Source organism: Streptococcus mitis (genome assembly GCF_003942775.1).
Classification (GTDB): domain Bacteria; phylum Bacillota; class Bacilli; order Lactobacillales; family Streptococcaceae; genus Streptococcus; species Streptococcus mitis_CN.
The window spans coordinates 17,415-42,179 of the sequence record NZ_RJNX01000001.1; the positions used below are offsets into that span (position 1 = coordinate 17,415).

Annotated in this window: 20 protein-coding genes, 1 pseudogene and 1 other annotated feature (1 of these 22 cut by a window edge); of the genes and pseudogenes, 4 read left to right on the forward strand and 17 right to left on the reverse strand. The window is 40.2% G+C overall.

Annotation, left to right across the window (positions count from 1 at the left end; genetic code table 11):
• Window positions 1–94 precede the first annotated feature (94 nt).
• Together D8848_RS00095 and gyrA are read right to left on the reverse strand one after the other, a co-directional pair.
• Window positions 95–838, reverse strand: coding sequence for a class A sortase (locus D8848_RS00095; protein WP_045611507.1), 744 nt, complete (start codon window positions 836–838; stop codon window positions 95–97).
• Entirely contained in the window at window positions 838–3,306 is a 2,469-nt protein-coding gene (gene gyrA / locus D8848_RS00100; protein WP_001154038.1) for a DNA gyrase subunit A, read from the reverse strand. Before gyrA ends, D8848_RS00095 begins: the two co-directional genes overlap by 1 nt.
• A 194-nt stretch (window positions 3,307–3,500) precedes the next feature.
• Between gyrA and D8848_RS00105 the strand changes: the two genes are divergently transcribed.
• A complete protein-coding gene (locus D8848_RS00105; RefSeq protein WP_000204726.1) occupies window positions 3,501–4,487 on the forward strand; it encodes an L-lactate dehydrogenase in 987 nt (328 codons plus the stop codon).
• 392 nt (window positions 4,488–4,879) lie between these two features.
• Here D8848_RS00105 and pyk read toward each other — a convergent pair whose 3' ends face one another.
• From pyk to D8848_RS00125, 3 genes are all read right to left on the reverse strand, one after another.
• Window positions 4,880–6,385 (reverse strand): pyruvate kinase, encoded by a 1,506-nt coding sequence (pyk, locus tag D8848_RS00115; RefSeq protein WP_125443827.1) that lies wholly within the window; start codon window positions 6,383–6,385, stop codon window positions 4,880–4,882.
• Between the two features lie 56 nt (window positions 6,386–6,441).
• On the reverse strand, window positions 6,442–7,449 hold the full coding sequence (pfkA, locus tag D8848_RS00120) for a 6-phosphofructokinase (protein ID WP_000820863.1): 1,008 nt from the start codon (window positions 7,447–7,449) through the stop codon (window positions 6,442–6,444).
• Window positions 7,450–7,530: 81 nt separating this feature from the next.
• The gene (locus tag D8848_RS00125; RefSeq protein WP_185756825.1) at window positions 7,531–10,632 is read right to left on the reverse strand and encodes a DNA polymerase III subunit alpha; all 3,102 of its coding nucleotides are present in this window, start codon (window positions 10,630–10,632) and stop codon (window positions 7,531–7,533) included.
• 288 nt (window positions 10,633–10,920) lie between these two features.
• On the opposite strand from D8848_RS00125, the gene D8848_RS00130 reads away from it, so the two are divergent.
• The 3 genes and pseudogenes from D8848_RS00130 to D8848_RS00135 all read left to right on the forward strand — a co-directional run bounded on the left by D8848_RS00130 (window position 10,921) and on the right by D8848_RS00135 (window position 14,145).
• Window positions 10,921–13,203, forward strand: coding sequence for a Xaa-Pro dipeptidyl-peptidase (locus tag D8848_RS00130; protein ID WP_125443824.1), 2,283 nt, complete (start codon window positions 10,921–10,923; stop codon window positions 13,201–13,203).
• Window positions 13,204–13,377: 174 nt separating this feature from the next.
• Window positions 13,378–13,678 (forward strand): annotated as a pseudogene (locus D8848_RS11015) (Xaa-Pro dipeptidyl-peptidase); the annotation flags it as partial.
• Window positions 13,675–14,145 (forward strand): arginine repressor, encoded by a 471-nt coding sequence (locus D8848_RS00135; protein ID WP_125443823.1) that lies wholly within the window; start codon window positions 13,675–13,677, stop codon window positions 14,143–14,145. The pseudogene D8848_RS11015 and the gene D8848_RS00135, both read left to right, overlap by 4 nt.
• Before the next feature lie 44 nt (window positions 14,146–14,189).
• Here the strand turns inward: D8848_RS00135 and D8848_RS00140 are convergent, their stop codons facing one another.
• From D8848_RS00140 to trpX, 12 genes are all read right to left on the reverse strand, one after another.
• A complete protein-coding gene (locus tag D8848_RS00140) occupies window positions 14,190–14,348 on the reverse strand; it encodes a hypothetical protein (RefSeq protein WP_001808548.1) in 159 nt (52 codons plus the stop codon).
• A 9-nt stretch (window positions 14,349–14,357) separates the two neighbouring features.
• Window positions 14,358–15,668 (reverse strand): GTPase ObgE, encoded by a 1,311-nt coding sequence (obgE, locus tag D8848_RS00145; protein WP_000061642.1) that lies wholly within the window; start codon window positions 15,666–15,668, stop codon window positions 14,358–14,360.
• 63 nt (window positions 15,669–15,731) lie between these two features.
• Window positions 15,732–15,866, reverse strand: coding sequence for a DUF4044 domain-containing protein (locus tag D8848_RS00150; protein WP_000863859.1), 135 nt, complete (start codon window positions 15,864–15,866; stop codon window positions 15,732–15,734).
• A 58-nt stretch (window positions 15,867–15,924) separates the two neighbouring features.
• Window positions 15,925–16,116: a PspC domain-containing protein gene (locus tag D8848_RS00155; protein WP_000744434.1), complete on the reverse strand. Its 192-nt coding sequence runs from the start codon at window positions 16,114–16,116 to the stop codon at window positions 15,925–15,927.
• Window positions 16,117–16,130: 14 nt separating this feature from the next.
• On the reverse strand, window positions 16,131–17,456 hold the full coding sequence (locus D8848_RS00160) for a glycosyltransferase family 4 protein (RefSeq protein ID WP_125443822.1): 1,326 nt from the start codon (window positions 17,454–17,456) through the stop codon (window positions 16,131–16,133).
• Between the two features lie 15 nt (window positions 17,457–17,471).
• Window positions 17,472–18,515, reverse strand: coding sequence for an alpha-galactosylglucosyldiacylglycerol synthase (cpoA, locus tag D8848_RS00165; protein WP_260467251.1), 1,044 nt, complete (start codon window positions 18,513–18,515; stop codon window positions 17,472–17,474).
• A 115-nt stretch (window positions 18,516–18,630) separates the two neighbouring features.
• Window positions 18,631–18,960 (reverse strand): metal-sulfur cluster assembly factor, encoded by a 330-nt coding sequence (locus tag D8848_RS00170; protein ID WP_125443821.1) that lies wholly within the window; start codon window positions 18,958–18,960, stop codon window positions 18,631–18,633.
• Window positions 18,961–18,974: 14 nt separating this feature from the next.
• Window positions 18,975–20,084, reverse strand: coding sequence for an RNA polymerase sigma factor RpoD (gene rpoD, locus D8848_RS00175; RefSeq protein ID WP_004259586.1), 1,110 nt, complete (start codon window positions 20,082–20,084; stop codon window positions 18,975–18,977).
• Between the two features lie 2 nt (window positions 20,085–20,086).
• On the reverse strand, window positions 20,087–21,847 hold the full coding sequence (gene dnaG, locus D8848_RS00180; RefSeq protein ID WP_125443819.1) for a DNA primase: 1,761 nt from the start codon (window positions 21,845–21,847) through the stop codon (window positions 20,087–20,089).
• Window positions 21,848–21,936: 89 nt separating this feature from the next.
• Complete coding sequence (locus tag D8848_RS00185; RefSeq protein ID WP_045611494.1) at window positions 21,937–22,695, reverse strand: ABC transporter ATP-binding protein; 759 nt, start codon at window positions 22,693–22,695, stop codon at window positions 21,937–21,939.
• The gene (locus tag D8848_RS00190; RefSeq protein ID WP_125443817.1) at window positions 22,692–23,558 is read right to left on the reverse strand and encodes an ABC transporter permease; all 867 of its coding nucleotides are present in this window, start codon (window positions 23,556–23,558) and stop codon (window positions 22,692–22,694) included. The genes D8848_RS00185 and D8848_RS00190 overlap by 4 nt, the downstream gene beginning before the upstream one ends.
• 75 nt (window positions 23,559–23,633) lie before the next feature.
• On the reverse strand, window positions 23,634–24,629 hold the full coding sequence (gene trpX, locus D8848_RS00195; protein ID WP_125443815.1) for a tryptophan ABC transporter substrate-binding protein: 996 nt from the start codon (window positions 24,627–24,629) through the stop codon (window positions 23,634–23,636).
• A gap of 110 nt (window positions 24,630–24,739) precedes the next feature.
• Window positions 24,740–24,765 (reverse strand) — a binding site (T-box leader) (it continues 192 nt past the right edge of the window).

A 24,765-nucleotide genomic window follows, 5' to 3' on the forward strand; every position in this document is an offset into this window, starting at 1 on the left:
GCTAGTATTTGTATTGATTTATCATTACTTAACATGCTTATAAAGCAATATAAAAAGAACCAGTAAAATAAAATGTTTACTGATTCTTTAACTATTAATAGCGTTGTTTATATGGTTGATTGAAAGCTGTTAGAATTTCTTCAGGGGTTTGTGAATAATCTTTTTCTTCTTTTAAGTCACCTTTAACGATAATCCGTTCTGTCGCATCATAGTCAACACAGGTTACAAGTGTGATTTCATCAACACCATTACGGTCATCAATCTCGTCAACTCGATCTGGAGTCACATGCTTCACTTCACGGATTTCGTAGGTATAAACTTTATCCTTATCAGTTAGATAAATTTTCATCCCATTTTTAGCGCGTGCCAGTGGGGAAAAAAGCATTTGACTGGCATTTTCCGCAGTGAAAATGTGATGGCTAGCAAGTGAATAGTTTCCTTTCCCCATCACTTGATCACGCTTCATTGTACCTGCACCATAGAAGAGATTAACATTATCCAGTCCCTTAAAAATAGGCAAGTTAATTTCTACCTCAGGGACAGCAATTCCACCGATAACTGGCAATTTTTGCGAATCCCATTGTGAGGACAAGACAGCTTCTGACGAGATGGCTTTTACGGAATCAAAGTCAAAATTCCCTTCTGTATCTTGATTTTCTTCCAATTTTTCTTTTGATACTTGGCTGACTTGGTATTTATTGGTATTCCAAACCATGAACATATCACGAATTTTTGAATTGAAAATCAAAGCTACTGACAAGAGGATTAAAAAACCTGCCAAGATATTGATTAGTAAATTTTTACGGTTTGTTTTCTTTTTGTTCTTTTTATGAGGCATTATGCTTCACCTTCTGTTTCGTTTTCTGTCCCAACCTCTTCTTTTTCTGCCGCTGTAACCGTAGTAAAGGTTACAATTTTAGCATCTTGGTCCAGGCGCATCACTTTAACTCCCATAGTTGAGCGACCTGTTTGTGAAATATTGGCAACGTTGGTTCGAATCATGACACCTGTATCAGTGATAATCATCAAATCTTCATCACCTTTAACTGTCATAAGACCAGCAAGGGAACCATTCTTTTCCGTAATTTTAGCAGTTTGCATCCCTTTACCACCACGACCTTTAGTTGGATATTCAGTCGCAACTGTGCGCTTACCATATCCTTTGTCTGTGATGATAAGAACCTCGTCCTGGTCTGTAATCACACTAGCACCAACAACTGTGTCCCCCTCACGGAGATTAACACCTTTCACACCCGTAGCGATACGGCTCATTCCACGAACGGCTGATTGATTAAAGCGAACTGCATAACCAAACTTGGTACCAATGATAATATCCGTATCTTCTTCTGTCAGTAAGACATTAATCAATTCATCTTCATCCTTGAGGTTCAAAGCCTTGAGACCATTCTGGCGAATGTTAGCAAATTCCTTAACGCTGGTTCTCTTCACAATACCATGACGGGTTGTGAAGAAGAGGTAAGCATCATCACTGCGTTCAGACTCAACATTGATGATGGTTTGAATACTTTCGCCTTCATCCAATTTCAAAAGATTGACAATCGGCAAGCCCTTAGCAGTACGGCCATACTCAGGAATTTCATAGCCTTTCAGGCGATAAACACGGCCTTTATTTGTAAAGAAGAGTAGGTGATCATGGGTGCTAGTCGACACTAACTCACGAACAAAATCGTCATCCTTAACACCTGTTCCTTGAACACCGCGGCCACCACGTTTTTGAGCGGTGAACTCAGCTTGGTCGAGACGTTTGATGTATCCCTTGTTAGAAAGTGTAATCAAGACATCCGTTTCTTCAATCAAGTCCTCATCTTCGAGGCTTAAGACTTCACCAACCATCAATTCCGTACGACGTTGGTCACCAAATTTACGCTTGACTTCGTCTAATTCATCTTTAATGATTTGAGAAACACGTTCTGGCTTAGCTAGAATATCTGCTAAATCTGCAATCAGAGCCAAGAGGTCATCATACTCAGACTGAATCTTATCGCGTTCCAAACCTGTCAAACGACGAAGACGCATATCAAGAATGGCTTGACTTTGACGTTCAGATAACTTGAATTTGCTCATCAACTCAGCTTGTGCTTCAGCATCCGTTTCACTAGCACGGATGATACGAATCACTTCGTCGATATGGTCTAGCGCAATCAAGAGACCTTCTAAAATATGAGCACGCGCTTCCGCTTTTTCCTTGTCAAAACGTGTCCGACGAACAACCACTTCTTTTTGGTGCTCAATATAAGCATCCAAAATCTGACGAAGAGACAAAATCTTGGGTACACCATTTTGGATAGCAAGCATATTGAAACCAAAGTTGGTTTGCATCTGGGTCATCTTGAAAAGATTGTTGAGGATAACATTTGCTGAGGCATCGCGCTTAACTTCGATAACAAATCGAACACCTTCACGGTTTGACTCATCACGTACTGCTGTTATTCCCTCAATGCGTTTTTCCTGAACCAAACGAACAATATGCTCATGTACCTTGGTTTTATTTACCATGTATGGAAATTCTGTCACAACGATGCGCTCACGGCCAGTCTTAGTTTCTTCGATTTCAGTACGAGAACGAAGAACAATGGAGCCTTTACCAGTTTCGTAGGCCTTATGAATGCCTGATTTCCCCATAACGAGAGCACCAGTTGGAAAATCTGGCCCAGGCAAGACTTCCATCAAGTCCTTAGTGGTCACTTCAGGATTGTCCATGACCAACTTCACCGCATCAATGGTTTCTCCCAAGTTGTGAGGCGGAATATTAGTTGCCATCCCAACCGCAATACCAGTTGCTCCATTAACTAAAAGATTTGGAAAGCGTGCTGGCAAGACCAAGGGTTCACGTTCATTGGCATCATAGTTATCAACGAAATCAACTGTATTTTTGTTAATATCACGAAGCATTTCCAGAGCAATCTTGCTCATACGTGCCTCAGTGTAACGCTGGGCGGCAGCACCATCACCATCCATGGAACCAAAGTTCCCATGACCATCTACAAGCATGTAACGGTAACTCCACCATTGAGCCATACGGACCATGGCTTCATAGATAGAGGAATCCCCGTGTGGGTGATATTTACCCATGACATCCCCAGTAATACGAGCAGATTTTTTATGTGGTTTGTCTGGAGTAACACCCAATTCATTCATTCCATAGAGAATCCGACGGTGAACAGGTTTCAATCCATCTCGAACATCAGGAAGGGCTCGCGCTACGATAACACTCATGGCGTAGTCGATAAAGCTCGTCTTCATCTCCTTTGTCAGATTGACATTCACTAAATTTCTATCCTGCATTAATAAATGCCTCATTTCACTATTAGTAATTAACTATATTATACCATAATGTCCGCTATATTTCAGGTATCTAAAATCACTAAAACGTTTACATCAAGAACTGAAATGCATATCCGTGACAAAGCTTTTCAAAAGTGATAAAATTGAAATAACTGGGGAAATCCCTGAATAAAATTAAGGAGATGTTTAGAATAATGACTTCAACTAAACAACACAAAAAAGTTATCCTTGTCGGTGATGGTGCTGTAGGTTCTTCTTACGCTTTTGCACTTGTTAACCAAGGAATTGCACAAGAGCTTGGAATTATCGAAATTCCACAATTGCATGAAAAAGCTGTTGGTGATGCACTTGACCTTAGTCATGCCCTTGCCTTCACTTCACCTAAAAAAATCTATGCAGCTCAATACTCTGACTGTGCAGACGCTGACCTTGTTGTAATCACTGCAGGTGCGCCTCAAAAACCAGGTGAAACTCGTCTTGACCTTGTAGGTAAAAACCTTGCTATCAACAAATCAATTGTAACTCAAGTTGTTGAATCAGGTTTCAAAGGTATCTTCCTTGTTGCTGCTAACCCAGTTGACGTCTTGACTTACTCAACTTGGAAATTCTCTGGATTCCCTAAAGAACGCGTTATCGGTTCAGGTACTTCACTTGACTCAGCTCGTTTCCGTCAAGCACTTGCTGAAAAATTGGATGTTGATGCTCGTTCAGTCCACGCCTACATTATGGGTGAACACGGTGACTCTGAGTTCGCTGTTTGGTCACACGCTAACATCGCTGGTGTAAACCTTGAAGAATTCCTTAAAGACACTCAAAATGTTCAAGAAGCTGAATTGATTGAATTGTTCGAAGGTGTTCGTGATGCAGCTTACACAATCATCAACAAAAAAGGTGCAACATACTACGGTATCGCAGTAGCCCTTGCTCGTATTACTAAAGCAATCCTTGACGATGAAAACGCAGTACTTCCACTTTCAGTATTCCAAGAAGGTCAATACGGAGTTGAGAACGTCTTTATCGGTCAACCAGCTGTTGTTGGTGCACATGGTATCGTTCGTCCAGTAAATATCCCATTGAACGACGCAGAAACTCAAAAAATGCAAGCATCTGCTAAAGAATTGCAAGCTATCATTGACGAAGCATGGAAAAATCCAGAATTCCAAGCAGCTTCAAAAAACTAATTTAGCTATAGACAACTCCTTGAATCATCAGGGAGTTGTTTTTTTCTGTATTATAGTAGATTGAAATAAGATATGAACAAATTAATTTCTAGAAATATTTTAGCAGCCACGACGTACTATTCTAGCTGCAATCCACTATAAGAACTAAACATTTTATGAAATTTTCGTACAAAAAACAACATCCCTTTAAAAGCTATCATGTCATGGCTTGGGCATGAAGACAAAAAGACTACCAATCAGATTTATACTCACATCACAAAAAGTATGGAACAAGCAACGATTTACTCTTTAGCTACAGTTGCATTAAATCAAAAGTAAAAACTTTGCTCATATACAAAAAAGCCCATCATACAGGCTATACAGCTTGATACGATAGGCTATTTTTCTATTAATTAACGTACTGTACGGATACGCATTGTGTTTGTACGAACAGCTTCTCCAACTGGTACACCAGCAACAATAACGATATCGTCACCAGATTCTACTAGACCTGCTTCAACTGCTTTACGTTCAGCAATTTCAAACATATCATCAGTTGATGATGGAGCATCTGTCAACATTGGGATAACACCCCAGTTCAACATCAAACCACGTTCTGTCAATTCGTCGAATGTCAATGCCAAGATATCAGCATTTGGACGGTATTTAGAGATCAAACGTGCAGTGTGACCTGTCTTAGTAAGAGTTACAACCAATTTAATGTCCATTGAGTTAGTAGCATCTTTAACAGCTGAAGCCATTACTTCTGTCTTAGAGTTACGTTCGAATGAATCTGAGTTCAAACGTCCGTATTCGTTAAGAAGAGTTTGAGCGTTCTTATCGATTGTAGCCATTGTAGTTACTGACTCAAGTGGGTATTTACCATTTGCAGACTCACCTGAAAGCATTGTTGCGTCAGTTCCGTCAATAACAGCGTTAAATACGTCTGATACTTCTGAACGAGTTGCACGTGGTTTTTCAGTCATTGTTTCAAGCATGTTTGTTGCAGTGATAACAACTTTACCTGCAGCATTGACTTTAGTGATGATCATTTTTTGGTAAACTGGAACCATTTCGAATGGTACTTCGATACCCATGTCACCACGAGCGATCATGATACCATCAGCAGCTTCGATGATTTCATCCAAGTTATCGATACCTTGTTGGTTTTCGATTTTAGCGAACAATTGAACATGTCCGTTTCCAGTTTCTTCACAGATTGCACGAACTTCGTTCACATCTTTTGCAGTACGTACGAATGAAATAGCGATGAAGTTGATACCTTGTTCAAGACCGAAACGGATATCGTCGTTATCGCGTTCAGCAAGAGCTGGGAAAGGAATTTTAGTGTTAGGAATGTTCACACCTTTTTGTTTAGCGATGATACCATCGTTTTCAACTTCAACTTCAAATTCACGAGTTGCATCATCTTTAGCAACCACACGAAGACCAAGTTTACCATCGTCAACCAAAACTTGACGACCAACTTCAACATCATCATAGATATCAAGAGCACCAGCAACGTTCAATGCAATCACATCACGAGTTGATTTGATTCCTTGTTTAGTTGCAACACGGATTTTCTCACCAGTTTTATATGAATACTCTTTAGCTTCACCTTCGAACAATTCTGTACGGATTTCTGGTCCTTTTGTATCAAGAAGGAAACCAACTTTTTTACCTGCAAGTTTTTCTGCAAGTTTAACAGTTGCCATACGCTCACCTTGTTCTTGGTGGTCACCGTGTGAGAAGTTGAAACGGAATGTGTTAGCACCAGCTTCAATCAATTTGGCAATGTTTTTAGCTGAAGCTTCAACATCAAGTTTTTCACCCCAGTATCCGTCATCACCAAATTTTTTACCACCACGGATTTCTACCGCAGGTCCCAAAGTTGCAACGATTTTTACACGTTTATTCATGATTTTTGTGACTCCTTTATATATGACCTTTTTGGTCTTATTAACTAAATTATAAATTATGACAAGCTCTTATTCAAGCTAGATAGCTCAAGGTCAGCCTTGTGTGGGTTGTTAACCACAATCTTACCATCTGCAGTCAAGCTAAACAATGCTCCTTCTTCTGCAGTTCCAAGAATTGGGTTTTCAACCATTTTCTCGTTACGGATACCAACCGCAACACCACCGATACCTTCTTTAAGAAGTTTAACAGCATGGGCACCCATACGTGACGCCAAAACACGGTCACGCGCAGTTGGAGAACCACCACGTTGAATATGTCCAAGTTCTGTCACACGAAGGTCGCTTGTATCCCCAGCTTCTTTTAGTTTTTGACCAAATTCAGCTGCTGACATAACACCTTCTGCCAAGACGATGATATTGTGTTTTTTACCACACTCATAACCGCATTTAATGCTTTCAACGATATCTTCAATCTTGAATCCTTCTTCAGGAATGATGATTTCATCAGCACCAGTTGCAATACCAGCCCAAAGAGCGATATCACCAGCGTTACGTCCCATAACTTCGATAACAAATGTACGACGGTGACTTGATGATGTATCACGAATCTTATCGATAGCGTCCATAGCAGTCGTAACTGCTGTGTCAAAACCGATTGTGAAGTCAGTACCAACGATATCGTTATCGATTGTACCTGGAAGACCGATAGCTGGGAAGCCATGCTCAGTCAAACGCATAGCACCGTGGTAAGATCCGTCACCACCAATAACAACTACACCTTCAATCCCGTGTTTTTTCAATTGCTCAATCCCTTTAAGTTGCCCTTCAAGTTGAGCGAACTCTGGGTAGCGAGCTGAGTGAAGGAAAGTACCACCACGAGAAATGATGTCCCCTACTGAAGCTGCATCTAGGGGATGAATTTCACCGGCAACCATACCAGCATATCCATCATAGATACCAAACACTTCCATTCCTTCTGAAATTGCTTGACGAACAACTGCGCGGATGGCAGCGTTCATACCAGGGGCGTCTCCACCACTAGTCAAAACAGCAATACGTTTCATATTGGTTATGCTCCTTTTTCTTTTAACATTCTTACTGATTATACCACATTTACGTTGAAAATTCTTCTATTTTCCGTAATTTTAGCGATAAATCGTTTTCATAACCATTCCATTCAATTTCGCCTCTAATTCATCAGATTTAGCTACAAAATGGTTTGGAGAAACAATTGTTCTCTGCTCCTCTTCATACCTGATAATGACTGGGATTGGGCCTTTATACTGGTCTAAAATACGTGACATTTCTTGATCCGAGTCATGATTTTTCACCTGAATCCAAAAGCGCTCAGCCACTGCTTCTCTTATTTCTTGTGCAATCATTTGCAGACGACCGTCACGTGACTGGACTTTCCCTTTAATATAGTAGAAGGCTCCTTCTCTTACTTCCTGAGCAACCTGTCGATATAAATCTGAAAAGAGGGTAACATCCAATTTTTTCTTACTGTCATCCACCTGTAAGAAAGCCATATTTTCACCTTTTTTGGTACGAATTACTTTTATCTTCTGAACTTCAACCAAGATAATAGCATAGCTATTTTCTGACAAATTCCCAATTGGAGTAATCGGATAAATAGCCTTACTTGCAATAGCTTGTAGAGGATGTTTGCTCACGCCTACTCCTAGGAGCTCTTGTTCCATGTAGAATTTTTCTTGGTCCGTCCAGTCCTCCGAATCTTGCCAACTATAGATGGTCTCTCCAAATAAGCTTCCTAATACTTTCACAAATTCAAATAGATTAGCTAAATTATTGAATACTTTTTGACGATTTTTTTCAAATGAATCGAAAAGACCAACTTTTACCAAAGGTTCCAGCAAGGGAAGTTTCAAATAATTCTCAGGTAGTTTAGCTAAAAAATCTTCAATATTAGAATAAGGTCTATGTTCAATAATCCAAAGCGCCAAATCCTTGCTGAGTCCCTTAATCGATTTCAGACCTAGATAGATAGACTTGTTGGCAATTTTATCGTGATAGGGAATAGTATTGATGGATAATGGGGCTACTTCAAAACCTGCTTCTAAGGCATCTGTTACATAATCACTGTTGGCAGAATTCAACATAATCTGATAAAAAATCGCTGGATAATGTGTTTTGAAATAGGCCAACTGGAAAGCCAAGGCTGAGTATGCATAGGCATGAGAACGGTTAAAACCATAACCTGCAAACTTCTCCATGACATCAAAGACCTGCTCTGCCTTTTCCGCAGTATGTCCAGCTTCTAATGAACCTTGAATAAAAGAAGCTCTCATCTCATGCATGGCAGAGGCATCCTTTTTCCCCATAGCTCGACGCAAAATATCGGCTTTCCCAAGACTAAATCCAGCAAAACGCTGAGCAACCTGCATAACCTGCTCCTGATAGAGCATAATTCCGTAAGTTGGAGCCAAAATATCCTCCAGTACTGGATCCAGAACAGTCACTTCTTCCTGCCCATGTTTTCTTGCCACAAAATTATTGATGTAGTCACTTGCACCTGGTCGATTTAGGGAAGTAGTTGCTACGACATCTTCAAAACAGACTGGTTGGACACGCTTGAGCAGGCGAATAGCACCAGGTTGTTCAAATTGAAAGATACCTTTTGTATTACCAGAAGCAAAAAGAGCTAGCGTTTCTTTGTCTTCCAAATCTATTTCTTCAATTTTAAGGTGAATACCTTCTGTTTCAGCAAGCAACTCTTGCATTTTCTGAACAAAGGTCAAATTTCGTAGCCCCAGAAAATCCATTTTCAAAAGTCCACTAGCTTCAACTCCATGAGCATCATATTGAGTCAGTGGAATTTCGTCACCATGCTTTAGAGGGATGTAATTGGTCAAATCTTGGTCACTGATTACAACACCAGCTGCATGGATAGAGGTTTGTCTTGGATATCCTTCAATCTTGCAGGCAATTTCAAAGGCTTTTTGGTATTCTAACTTACTATTGATTTGCTGACGAAACTGCAGATTGCCCTCATAGGCTGACTTAAGATTGTCCCGAAAACTGATTTTCTTAGTAATTGCAGATAATTCATACTCGGGCACACCAAAGCGTTTCAATACATCTCGAAGAGCTTGCTTAGCCCCAAAGGTAGAAAAAGTAACGATTTGAGCAGCATGTTTACTGCCATATTTATTGCCAACATACCTGATAAAATCTGGACGATAAATATCAGGAATATCAATATCAATATCAGGCATAGTATAGCGTTCACGATTGAGGAAACGTTCAAAAATCAGATTTTTCTCTACTGGGTCAATCCCTGTAATGTCTAGAGCATAGGAAACCAAGCTACCAACTGCGGAACCTCGTCCCATTCCCATATAATAGCCATTCGAACGTCCAAAACGCAATAAATCCCAAACAACCAAGAAATAATCATCAAAGCCCATATCATGAATAACAGCCAATTCTTGGTCTAGACGGTCTTGATATTCTTTACCAGTTAACCTCTTCTGAGCAAGCCCCAATTCAGCACGTTCTCTCAACTCTTCTACTGCTGGTCTAGCTGGATTAAAACGAGGCAGTTTCAGACTAGTATCCAAGTTATAAGAGATACCTGAAATCAGCTTTTCTAAGTTTTCCAAGGCTTGAGGAAAACGTTCTTGGAATAGTTTCTCTAAAGAACTTGCTGATATAAAAACATCTTGTCTCGAACGCAAAGGGACTTCTCTGAGCGGTAGGTTTTCTTTAATCGCTGTTAATACTTGAAGAACTTCTCTATCCTTACTTTCAAATGTATTGACCCGATACAATGGCAAAATAGGATGGTGAAATTCGCTGGCCAGTGTTTCTGGGTAAACCCCTATATAGTAATCACAGCCTAGATTTAATAACTCAAGTTCTTCAAAATAAGGCACAATTACCGCAATATCCTCTAGATACTGAGATAGAACTGACCAACTTTTCTCCCCCTGCATCTTGGCTGTTGAAAGTTTCATCAACTGCTGATAGCCCACACTAGATAGAGCTAAAAAGCGCAGATTCACATCCTTGTCATCTACAAGCACATTCATTTCAAGCCCTAATAAAGGATGAATGCCGTATTTTTTTGTAACCTCTAGAAAGTCGAAAGCCCCATAAAGATTGTCAATATCCATCATAGCCAGATGAGTGTATCCATAGTCTTTTGCTACTCTCACATACTTGTCAATTGAAATGACACTCTCCATAAAACTATAGACTGTTTTTGTATCTAGTTGTGCGATCAATTTACACTTCTCCTCTATCGTTCTCACTATATTATACCATTTTCTTTAAATTTCTATTAGTATTACTGATGCTTTAATATCTGATAACTCAAATCATAGTTGACTAGACGATCCTTGCCCGATTTTCAACAGCATCGCTAATATTTTTGTATTTAAGCTTATCATTTTACATGTTTATTTCATAAATACTTATTTTTATTTATTATAATTTCTGTTAATTTTTATAGTTTCTTTTCTCTCTATTTTTTGATATAATAACCTCAATATATTTCATAAATAGGAGGTTTTATGCGTTTTAATCAATTCAGCTATTTTGCGCTACCTAGAGATACAATTATCTTTGAATTAAAAAAGTATGGATTCGATTTACCGGTCAATATTACAAATAAAAAAACGCTTGAAGCGTTTCTTATTCGTTTCTTTTTTAATTACAAAGATAGCACCTATCCCCTATCCAGTTTAGCAGTTGATAAAGAAACTGACTTACTGACATTTTTTCAGTCAGACAAAGAACTGACTGCAGATATTTTCTATACTGTAGCCTTTCAACTTTTAGGTTTTTCTTATTTGGTTGACTTTGAAGACAGTGATGTTTTTCGTAAAGAGACTGGTTTTCCCATTGTATATGGTGACTTGATTGAAAATCTCTATCACTTACTCAATACTCGCACTAAAAAGGGGAACACTCTTATCGACCAACTTATCAGTGACGGTCTTATTCCTGAGGATAATGACTATCACTACTTTAACGGCAAGAGTTTGGCTACTTTTTCTAGCCATGATGTCATTCGTGAAGTTGTTTACGTTGAGACTCGTGTCGATACTGACCGAAAAGGGCTACCAGACTTAGTCAAGGTCAGCATTATTCGTCCTCGTTATGACGGGCAAATCCCTGCTATCATGACTGCAAGTCCCTATCATCAGGGAACAAATGATAAAGCCAGCGATAAAGCTCTTTACAAGATGGAGGGCAATCTCGAGGTTAAACCTGCTCACAAGATTGAGCTAGAGGAACCTCAACTAAATCTCGTCCAACCTCAAGGTCAAGCTGAGCTTGTGTCAGAAGCTGAGGAAATGCTAACGCACATCAACGCTAGCTATACACTCAACGACTACTTCCTTCCACGAGGTTTTGCCAATCTCTATGTATCAGGTGTTGGTACCAAAGACTCTACTGGTTTCATGACTAACGGAGACTACCAGCAAATCGAGGCTTATAAAAATGTCATTGACTGGCTCAATGGTCGCTGCCGTGCCTTTACTGACCATACGCGCCAGCGTCAAGTCAAAGCTGACTGGTCAAACGGAAAAGTTGCCACAACTGGACTTTCCTATCTAGGTACCATGTCCAATGGTCTGGCGACTACAGGTGTAGATGGTTTAGAGGTTATCATTGCCGAGGCTGGCATTTCTTCATGGTACAACTACTACCGTGAAAACGGTCTGGTGACTAGCCCAGGTGGTTATCCAGGTGAGGACTTTGACTCCCTTGCTGAACTAACCTACTCTCGTAATCTCTTGGCTGGTGACTATATCCGTGGTAATGAGGCTCACCAAGCTGACTTAGAAAAAGTAAAAGTGCAACTGGATCGCAAATCTGGTGACTATAATCAGTTTTGGCATGATCGCAATTATCTGCTCAATGCCCATAAGGTAAAAGCAGAGGTTGTCTTTACTCATGGTTCTCAGGATTGGAATGTCAAACCACTTCATGTTTACCAGATGTTTCATGCTCTTCCAGCTCATATAAACAAGCACCTCTTTTTCCATAATGGCGCTCATGTGTACATGAACAACTGGCAGTCCATTGACTTTCGTGAATCCATGAATGCCTTATTGACTAAGAAATTACTGGGAGAAGATACAGATTTTCAACTCCCTACTGTCATTTGGCAGGATAATACAGCTCCTCAGACTTGGTTATCACTTGATACCTTCGGTGAGCAAGATAACTTTGAAACATTCTCACTTGGTCAAGAAGAGCAAGTTATTCAAAACCAGTATTTAGATAAGGATTTTGAGCGTTATGGTAAGACATACCAGACCTTCAATACGGAACTCTATCAAGGGAAAGTCAATCAGATTACTATTGACCTTCCTGTGACCAAGGATCTCCACCTGAACGGTCGTGCCCAACTCAATCTTCGTATCAAATCCAGTACAAATAAGGGGCTCTTATCTGCCCAACTGCTAGAATTTGGACAGAAGAAATACCTACAACCTTATCCAGCTGTATTAAGTGCTAGAACCATTGACAACGGTCGCTACTACATGTTGGAAAATCTTAACGAATTGCCTTTTCGTGAAAATGCACAACGCGTCGTGACAAAAGGCTACCTCAATTTACAAAATAGAAATGATTTACTGTTAGTAGAGGATATTACTGCAGATGAATGGATGGATGTGCAATTTGAACTGCAACCAACTATTTACAAGTTAAAAGAAGGAGATACTCTTCGTTTAGTCCTCTATACTACTGACTTTGAAATCACAATCCGTGACAATACCGCTTACCACCTGACTGTTGATCTTGAACAGTCTACACTTATCCTACCTTATCAAAAGGTATAATATATTAGAATTTCAATACGGAACTATTTCCACTTGAACAGTTGAAACAAACATAAACTTTGGGTCAACTTCAATCCCAATATGGGCTTATGATAGGTCTACACGGGAGCTTAGACAAAAGATACTAAGACCCTAACCAACATATGTACTCATTAATAACACTCGCTACCACTCCACATGTTGGACAATCTCTGTGAATTGACATTAATCGTAAATTCACAACAAGTCGTGACAAAAGGCTACCCTAATTGAATGATTTACTGTTAGTAGAGGACACCAATGTAGATAAACGGATAGATACCCAATTCATCTACACCCAACTAGTGACAAGTTAAAAGAAGGAGATTTCCTCCGTATAGTTCTCTATACTACTGACTTTGAAATCATCATACGTGACAATACCGCTTACCACTCGACTGACGTTCTCGTTCAGTCCACGCTTTCTGTACCTTGTACAAGGAGTAATATTTTATGAATAAATCTGAACACCGACACCAACTCATACGAGCTCTTGTAACTAAAAACAAGATTCATACACAGGCTGAGTTGCAAGCCCTTCTTGCTGATAACGACATTCAAGTTACCCAGGCAACTCTCTCACGCGACATAAAAAATATGAACCTGTCAAAAGTACGTGAAGAAGACAACTCTTACTACGTGCTCAATACAGGCTCTATCTCAAAATGGGAGAAACGTCTCGAAATCTACATGGAAGATGCTCTTGTCTTGATGCGCCCAGTTCAACACCAAGTCCTATTAAAAACACTTCCTGGACTTGCTCAATCCTTTGGTTCTATCATTGATGCTTTAAGTTTCTCTGACGCTATCGCTACTCTCTGTGGTGATGATGTCTGCCTTGTCATCTGTGAAGATGCAGAAGCTGCCCAAAGATGCTTTGAAGAACTGAAAAAATTCGCTCCACCATTTTTCTTTGAAGAATAACAAAATTCCGTGTCCTGATGAGGCACGGAATTCTTTTATATTCTTTACTGAGATGGATTTTCTTTTTTAGTTCGTGCTAATCTCAGAGCACGATTTGGATTGAGACGATTAAATAGTTCTTCCAATTTCTTTTCATTCCAAACATCTGCGGCGGAAACAAAATTGCCATCCGCATCTCGGAAAGATATCGGTTTATCTCCCATATCAGTCTCCTAGTCTACAAATTCAAACTCAAATTTACCAATTCGGACCAAGTCACCATCTTTAGCACCACGCGCACGAAGGGCTTCATCAACCCCCATACCACGTAATTGACGGGCAAATTTCATGACTGATTCGTCACGATCAAAGTTGGTCATATTAAAGAGTTTCATGAGTTTTTCACCAGAAAGTACCCATGTCGCATCGTCATCACGACTAATTTCAAAGGCTTTTTCTTCCTCATCAAATCCATAGTAAGCTTCTTCTTCCATATCTGACTCGTCGTAGAGCAAGAATTCTGGTGTCTTGTCTAACAATTCAGCTGTAGCATCCAAAAGTGTAGCCAGACCTTGCTTGGTCAAACCAGATATTGGGAAGATAGCTGGTAACTCTTCAAATTCATCATAGTTTTCAGCTAATTTTTTCTTGAATTCTTCAAGATTTTCCTGACTCTCAGGCATATCCATCTTATTGGCTACAATAATCTGTGGACGCTCCATGAGACGAAGATTGTATGACTCCAGCTCTTTATTGATGGCAAGATAATCCTCATATGGATCACGGCCTTCGCTAGCTGACATATCAATGATATGGAGGATGACACGTGTACGTTCGATATGACGGAGGAACTGGGTTCCCAGACCGACACCTTGACTAGCCCCTTCAATCAAACCTGGCAGATCGGCTACTGCAAAGGATTCACCTGATTGGGTGCGAACCATACCTAGATTTGGTACAATGGTCGTAAAGTGGTAGGCACCGATTTTTGGTTTAGCAGATGTAATAACACTTAAAAGAGTTGATTTCCCTACAGATGGGAAACCTACTAAACCAACATCTGCCAAGATTTTTAGTTCCAATTGTAACTCACGTTCCTGACCTGGTTCTCCATTTTCAGAGATTTCAGGTGCAGGATTTTTTGGTGTCGCAAAGCGGATATTTCCACGTCCACCGCGACCTCCGTGAGCAACGATAAATTCTTGACCATGTTCAATCAAATCTGTCAAGACCTTGCCAGTCTCCGCATCACGCACAGTCGTACCTTGTGGAACACGAACTCTGAGATCCTCTGCACCACGACCATGCATCCCTTTGGTCATTCCTTTTTCACCAGAATCAGCCTTGAAATGACGGTTATAGCGGAAATCCATCAAGGTACGTAGTCCTTCGTCTACAACGAAGACCACATTACCTCCACGTCCACCATCACCACCCCAAGGACCGCCATTAGGGACATATTTTTCACGGCGAAAGGCAACCATACCATCGCCACCATTACCAGCCTTGACCTTAATCTTGGCTGTATCTAAAAACATACTCATTTTTTCTTCTCACTTTAAAAAAGGGCTGGGAAATCCCAGTCACAAAATGTTCTTGTATCTATTTTATAGATTACTGAGGGCACCAATTGCAGTTGCAAAAATTCCCAATAAACTTGCTACTAGCATGATAATCACGATAAACAAGGTTATTTTCTCAAACATCGTTTTTTTACGATTTCCATTATCTCCAAATGCCATTTTTATCTCCTTCGTTACATTCTATTTTCTATTATCTTAGCATGAATTTAGCTAGTTTTCAATAGTCACTTGCTACCGGCGCAATAATCCATAAAATGATATAAGCTACAATTCCTGCCCCATAACAAAATGCAAGAACACCCCATATTACACGAACAATAGTCGGATCAATATCAAAATAATTTGCGACCCCAGCACATACTCCAGCAATTTTTTGATCACTACCACTTCTCATCAATTGTTTTTTCATAGCTATTCCTCTTTCTATTCTTCATGGTCTTTCCAATAATCTCTGATGCTGATTAACTGTGTTTTTGAAGCCCTCAGCATTCGTCTAGAGCCTTTTACGGGCACAGCAACCACCTGTTGCGGTAAATACAAAACTGTCTTAAAGATACGCTGACTGACCGTATCATCTTTGGCTAAATCTTTCTGGAAGTTATTTGAAATAATGGCATCCAGATAAAACTCATGCACTCGTTTTCCAAAGTTCTCAGCTGAAATCTCGTACAATTTTTCTGATAAGGTATGCTCATCCATATCTGGCGTTGCAATCAGGGCCTCCAGAATAGCTCCGGCCAAATCATGTTCCCCATAGTACAAGGTTCCAAACATTTTATCACTGATAAGATTGTCCAGATAAGGATTTCCGTGAGCAATGACAGGCGTCCCACTAGCTAAGCTTTCCAAGTAAGTCAAACCTTGCGTTTCACTCGTCGAGGCCGAGATGAAGAAATCCGCCGCCTTATAGTAAAGAGCGGTCTCACTAGGAGCAATCATACCTGTAAAGATAACGGAGTCTTGAATCTCTAGTTTCTGGGCTTGCTCTTTGAGGTCATCCAGATAAGGACCATCCCCAGCTACCACCAGTTTAACCTTGTCTTCCTCTTTCAGAACTTCTGCAAAGGCTGCTAGCACTGCTTGAATATTTTTTTCATAGGAAATTCTGGAAAGACTAAGCAACATCTTTTCATCATCTTGAATCCCTAGTTTACTACGTAGTTCTTTCAAATTTTCCTGCTTGATTTCCGGACGCTCAAACTTAGCTAATTCAATCCCTGTTGGAATGACCCGTTTTTCAACCTTGACCTTATAGTCAGATAGCAAGTCTCGGACAATCTCACTCGGGCAAATGACTCCATCCACATCATGCAGGAAACCTCTAACCAGATACTTGACCATACTAGGACGAATCAACATCCCCTTCGCAATATAGTGGACATAGTCTTCGTATTGGGTGTGATAGGTATGGATGACTGGGATTTTCAATTCACGCGCAATCCAAATCCCCAACAAACCAAGAGAAAATTCTGTCTGAGTGTGGATAATATCTAGCTGATATTGTTTAGCAATTTCAAGCGCCTTGCTGAATCCTCGATAGGCAAAGCGGCGATCCTTAAAAGCAAAGAAAGGAACACTTGGAATACGGATGATTTGCCAATCTTCGTAGCGATTGACATCCTTATCTGTCGTAGTAAAGATAAAAACAGCATGCCCCTGCTTTTCAAGTTCTGTTTTCAAGGTTCGAATACTGGTCGCAACACCTGAAACCTGAGGAAAATAGGTATCTGTAAATAAACCAATTCGCATAGATTACCTCACTTTTTACTTTCTCCCTAAAGCGGCTTGTTTTTCATAAAAGTCCAACCAGATTTGTAACAGATGCTCTTCAGAATACTCTCTAGAAATATTCTTAGCTTTTTCTTTCAAATCTTTTAAAGTAGCAGGATTCGCTTGATATTCCAGAATAGCTTCTTTCATCTCTTCTCTATCTGCTGTCGCCCGATAATTTCCCTCTAAAATCACCTTATAAAGATCTAAATCACGCAACATAATCGGAGCTTCACAACTGGCAGCCTCTAAAATCGTCATCGGAAAGAGCTCATTGTAACTAGGTAATAAGAAAAGATTCGCTAGGGCATACAACTCGCGCATTCGCTCTGGTGAGACAATTCCTGGAAAGATCAAATTTTTAGGGGGATTCTCCATAATTTTCTTATAGCGTTCATAACCATCTGTCATACCACCAAAAGAGAAACCACCTGCCCAGATAAAGGTAATTTGCGGCAATTCCTCAGCCAGACGGATAAAGTCGTCAATCCCTTTGCGTTTCTGAACTTGACCAGCACCTACTACGATAAACTGATTATCACTAAGACCTAGCTCTGTTCGCAGTCTCGCTACCTCTTCCTGTGGAAGAGGATGCCATTTTTCCTTGTTTACAAAGTTAGGAATATAAGTCACTTTCTCACGTGGAATACCAGCTGCCACCAAATCCTCGATAAACATAGGATTGACCACCACCAAATGCTCCATCCGGTTGTAAAAAGAAAATACATAGCGTTTCACAATTCCCTTTAATAAAAATGGAATTTTCAAACTCCCCTCAAGTGTATCAGGTAAGAAATGCACATAGCCAATTTTCCTTCCTGAGCGTTTCTTCTGGAATGTTGATAAATAATAGGGGAAATCAATTGTATGAAAGTGAGTCACATCTGCCTCTATTGGCAGATTTTCTGTAACAATCAATTGGTCCTTGGCATCACGGTGAAGAAGACGAACTAATTCACGGTAAGCACCTGAAACTCCTTGTCCTGCTACTTTCTCACTTGAACTCAACATATTGATGCGTAATTTCTTTTTTTCCATAGCTACTATTATATCATTTTCTTTGAATAAAATCAGCAAAAGAAAGGAGAGACTAGCGGAAAAGAGGGGGAAATTTCCTCTCTTTTCCAATAATCTCTCACATGCTATTATATATTTACTTAATGCCTAGGGCAATGCGTGCATAGCGACTCATTTTTTCAACGGTCCAGGCTGGATACCAGACTAATTTAACCTCAGTATCCGTTACTTCTGGTACCTCTGTCATGGCATCATAAATCTGGTCCGTCAAAAGGTCTGCTAGGGGACAACCCATAGTGGTCAAAGTCATATCAATCTCTGTTTGACCTGTATCTCCATCAAAACGAATTTCATAGATCAAGCCAAGATTGACAATATCGATTCCCAACTCAGGGTCGATAACTTCTTCCAAAGCTGTTAAAATCCGTGTTTTGATGTTTTCAATTTGCTCTTCTGTATAAGTCATATTCATCCTCACTCTTAGTCTTCAATAAAATCACGAAGCGGTTTGCTGCGACTTGGTTGACGTAGTTTTCTCAAAGCCTTAGCTTCAATCTGACGGATACGCTCGCGAGTCACGTTAAAGACTTTACCCACATCTTCAAGGGTACGCATTTTACCATCATCTAGTCCGAAGCGCAAGCGCAAGACGTTTTCTTCACGGTCTGTAAGAGTATCCAAGACCTCATCCAACTGCTCACGCAAGACGATACGAGTTGTATAGTCCACTGGATTTTCAATCACTTCATCTTCGATAAAGTCTCCAAGGTGGCTATCATCCTCTTCACCGATTGGAGTTTCAAGAGATACTGGTTCTTGGGCAATCTTCAAGATTTCACGAACCTTATCAGGTGTCATATCCATACGTTCAGCGATTTGTTCTGGTGTCGGATCTTGTCCCAATTCTTGAAGGAGATTACGCTGTTCACGAACAAGCTTGTTAATCGTTTCAACCATGTGGACTGGGATACGGATAGTACGAGCTTGATCCGCAATAGCACGAGTGATAGCCTGACGAATCCACCAAGTTGCGTAAGTTGAAAACTTGAAACCTTTAGAATAATCAAACTTGTCAACCGCCTTCATCAAGCCCATATTTCCTTCTTGAATCAAGTCAAGGAACTGCATACCACGGCCGACATAACGTTTAGCAATAGAAACAACTAAACGAAGGTTAGCTTCCGCAAGACGTTGTTTGGCTTCGATATCACCAGCTTCAACAGCAAGCGCCAATTCTTTTTCCTCTTCATTGGTCAAGAGAGGTACGACCCCGATTTCTTTCAAGTACATACGGACAGGGTCATTAACCTTAGCCGAAGTTGAACCAATCAAGTCCTCATCACTGAGTTCTGGCTCTTCTTCTGCACTAAGAACACGCGCACTTGGATTTCCTTCGTTATCTGTGATTGAAATTCCTGCATCCTGAATCCGTTGCAAGAGATCTTCAATTCCATCAGCATCCAAGGTAAAAGGAATAACTAAACTAGCATTGATTTCATCATCAGTTGCTGTCCCTTTTTGTTTATGATTACGGATAAATTCTGCTACTTGTACATCAAATGTTGTTACTTCTTTTTGTTTTGTTGCCATTATTACTCCATTCTTCTCTTTTGGGAAATTAAACGTTCCAATTCTTCTAGGGCTGTGTCTGTATCTCCTACATGGCTAGCTTCCTGCACCTTCTTTTTGATTCTCATATTGTCCTGATTCAAGAGTGCCTTGTTTCGAGTCATTTCTACTTCACTAAGTTCCTGAGGTGACATCTCAGCAGGCAAATCCTGAGCTAAGACTTGGTACCAAGCTCTCTCAACTTCCTCTGTCTGTTCTGCTAGAACTTCTGGAGGAAGATTTCCATACTGGCCAAGCAAGTCATATAAAACCTGAAATTCAGGTGTATCAAATGAAAAGTCTTCTCGCAAACGGTAATCATTCAAAATAAGGGGAGATTCCATCATTCGATAAAGTAGATGAGCTTCTGCCCTCATAATAGCCGATAACTGCTTGGTGACAGGCATAGTGATTGACGTCGGTCTGGAAATTCCTTCCATGCGATTCTGCCTTTGTGCCTGACGGCTCTCATTAACAATCTGCTCAATCTGGGCATAATCAAAGGACGCCAGACTGTCAGCTAAAATATGAATATAGCTGTTTTGAGCAGTGATGGACTTTTCTTGAACAATCAAGGGCGCTATTTTTTCAATAAACTCAATCTGAGCCTGCAAATTTTCACTATTTTCAGGCTTATACTGGTGAATGTAGAACTCAATCGGACTAATACGAGTTTTCGTTAATAGATAGGCCAAGTCTTCTGGACCATTTTTTTGTAGATATTCATCTGGATCCAAGTTATCAGGCATGCTGATGATCTGCACAGGCATATCACCAATTTCGTCCAGCGCTTTCAATGTCGCAGCTTGCCCAGCCTTATCGCCATCGTAAACAAGAACCAACTTCTTAGTTAGCCTTTTCAGATGCTCAACATGCTCACGACTCAAGGCCGTTCCCATGGACGCCACAGCATTTTCTATTCCAGCCCGATAGGCTGCAATGACATCCATGAATCCTTCCATCAGATAAATCTCACTGGCTTTTCCAGAAGATTTTTTAGCCCTATCCATATGATATAATTCGTAACTTTTGTTAAAAATTGCAGTCGATCGGCTATTTTTATACTTAGAAGTTTGTGAATCCGTTTTCTGCCAGATACGACCTGAGAAGGCAATAACCTTTCCTTGGTCATTTGTCAGGGGAAACATAATGCGATTGTGAAAGGTCTCTACAAATTGATTAGCATCCGAGAGATAAAACAGTCCTGAATCTAGGAAATCCTCTTCACGATACTGAGCAGACAAACGTTGATAGAGATAGTTTCGCTCTGGGGGTGCCAAACCAATCCGAAAATGCTTGAGCACTTCATCTGTCAAACCACGCTGATAAAGGTAGTTTCTGGCCTCTTCCCCCATGGTCGTTGTCATGAGAATAGCATGATAAAATTTGGCAGCATCTTCGTGCATATCATAAAGAGCTTGGTGGGGTGAAGCTGGCTTCTGTTCACTATAAAGCGGTTTTTCCACCTCTATCCCGACACGCTGACCTAAGATTTGGACAGCCTCCATAAAGGGAACTCCTTGATACTCCTCGATGAATTTAAAGACATCACCTGAGCGACCACAACCAAAACAGTGGTAAAACTGCTTATCCTCAACAACGTTGAAAGAAGGTGTTTTTTCACCATGAAAAGGACAGAGCCCTAGATAGTTCCGTCCTGCCTTTTGTAAAGAAATCACATCTCCTATGACTTCCACAATGTTGGCATTGTTTTTGATTTCTTCAATGACTTGTTTGTCAACCATACACAATACCTCCATGTTATCATAGTTTACTTTATATAGTATACTTTATTTCAGAAAAAAAGTAAACCATTTCACTCATTTTCCCTACTTTATTCAAAGAGTTGATAATAATCAGAGATTTTCATTTTTGCTTTATCTTCTTGGTTCAAATCTTGGATAATCCGTCCTTCTTTCATGACAATTAAGCGATTGCCATACTTAAGAGCATCTTCCATGTGGTGAGTAATCATAAGGGCTGTCAACTGGTCATTCTTAACAAATTCATCTGTCAACTCCATGAGTGCGACACTTGTCTTTGGATCAAGGGCTGCAGTATGCTCATCTAACAAGAGTAATTCAGGACGCTTCAAAGTTGCCATCAAGAGACTCAAAGCTTGTCTTTGTCCACCTGATAAGAACTCAATTGGCGTATTCAAGTGTTTCTCAAGACCATTTCCTACTTTTTCAATGGTCGCTTGAAATTCATCCTTATAACTAGTCAAGCGTCGTGGTAACAATCCACGCTTTTCACCACGAAACTTGGCAATCAAAAGATTTTCAGCTACTGTCATACGAGGAGCTGTCCCCATCTTTGGATCTTGGAAAACTCGAGACAAATACTTAGCTCGCTTCTCTGGTGAAAATTTGGTAACATCTTCACCTAAAATACGGATGGTTCCACTGGTTAAGGATAAGGTTCCTGCAATAGTGTTAAAGAGGGTCGATTTACCAGCACCATTTCCACCTAAAATCGTGATAAAGTCCTGTTCAAAAATTTCTAAGGAAACATCATTTAAAATAATCTTTTCTTCATCAAAGCCATTTTTAACGACTTTGGTTGCATTTTTTAATTCTACAATTGCTGTCATTTGCTTAATTTGGCTCCTTTCAAGATTGTTTGCTTAAATGTTGGAATCATGAGGCAGACTGCTAAAATCACGGCGCTGTACAAACGAAGGTAACTTGTATTAAAGCCAAGCGCAATAACTGCCCACACTAAGAATTGATAAGCGATAGAACCTACAACGATAGTAACTAGACGCTCTGCTAAGCTCAAACTCTTGAAAATAACTTCCCCAATAATCAAACTTGCAAGACCTACAACGATAACCCCAATTCCTCGAGATACATCGGCATACCCTTCTTGCTGGGCAATGAGAGCTCCTGCAAGGGAAATCACACCATTTGATAAGACCAAGCCCATGAGCTCCATGCGCCCAGTATGAATCCCGAAACTTCTAGCCATATCAGGATTGTCACCTGTAGCAATATAGGCTTGTCCGAGTTTGGTGTCCAAGAAAAAGAGCATGAGAGCAATGACAAGACTGACAAAGATAAGACCTGTCAAGAGTTGGTTCAAGTCTGAATCAAAAGGCAAGACATCCTGAATTTGCTTGGTTCCAAGCAATCCTAAATTTGCACGTCCCATAATCAAGAGCATGATAGAGTGACAAGAAGTCATCACCAAAATCCCTGAGAGCAAGGTTGGGATCTTCCCTTTTGTATAAAGAAGGCCTGCTGCCATTCCAGCCAAACAACCTGCTCCAACAGCAACAAGAGTCGCTAAAAATGGGTTCACGCCTTTGGTTATCAAAGTGACAGCAACAGCTCCCCCAAGAGGGAAGGAACCTTCTGTCGTCATATCTGGAAAGTTCAAAATCCTAAATGTCATAAAGATTCCCAGACCTAAAATAGCCCAGACAAATCCTTGAGAAATAATAGATAATATCATCTGTTTCTTAACCTTTTCTATATAATTTCTATTGTAAAAAATTGGAGGAGATGTCCCCAACTCCTCCATTACAGATTATTCAATCACTTGTCCTGCTTCTTTTAGAACAGATTCAGGAATCGTAATACCTAATTCTTGTGCCAATTTTTTGTTAATCACTGACTTACCAGTTGAAAAGACATTAACTGGAGTATCAGCTGGTTTTGCACCTTTCAAGACTTGCGCAATCATTTTACCTGTTGCCACACCAAGGTCATGTTGGTCAACTACAACGGATGCCAAACCACCAGCTTCTACCATGGCAGTAGCACTTGGGTAGATTGGCTTTTTAGCTGATTGGTTACTTGATACAACAGTTGAAAATGCTGATGCGATTGTGTTATCGATTGGAACCCAGATAGCATCAACCTTGCTAGTCATAACATTGACTGTTGAAGCAATTTCATTTGTTGAAGGAACAGCAAATGTTTCGACTGTCAAACCTGCTTTTTCAGCATAAGCCTTAAATTCTTCGACTTGAGTTTTTGAATTGTCTTCGCTGCTTGAATAAAGAGCTCCGATTGTTTTCACATTTGGTGTGAGAGCTTTGATGAGTTCAACTTGTTGTTGAGCTGGATTATGGTCAGATACCCCTGTGATGTTGCCACCTGGTTTTTTCAAATCTTTGACCAAGTTCGCACCGATTGGGTCTGTAATAGCGGCCATGATAACCGGTAGGTCTTTTGTGGCACTAGCCAAGCCTTGAGCAGCTGGTGTTGCAATCCCTACTACAAGGTCATTCCCATTTGCAACCAATTGTTTACTCATTGTCGCAACCTTACTTTGGTCGCCTTCTGAGTTCATAAAGTCGATTTTAACTTGATCATCTTTATATCCTTCTTCTGCAAGTCCATCTTGGATCCCTTTATAAATCAAGTCAAGAGAGGGATGGCTCACAAACTGAAGAACACCAACTTTGGTAACTTTCTTTTCATTCTTAGCTTCTTGTTTATTCATTGAAGAGTAAATCAAGCTTCCTGCTACTAAGACTGCTAATGCAGCGATAATTCCAATTAAACGTTTATTTTTCATTCTATTTCTCCTTTTATTCCTTTAAAATACTTCACTTATCTCAACAAGCTACGCCATCGTTTTCTTTCCATACTAACCTCCATCAAAAAAGTCCTCACACAAAAAACTTGTGTGAGGACGTCGATGCGCGGTACCA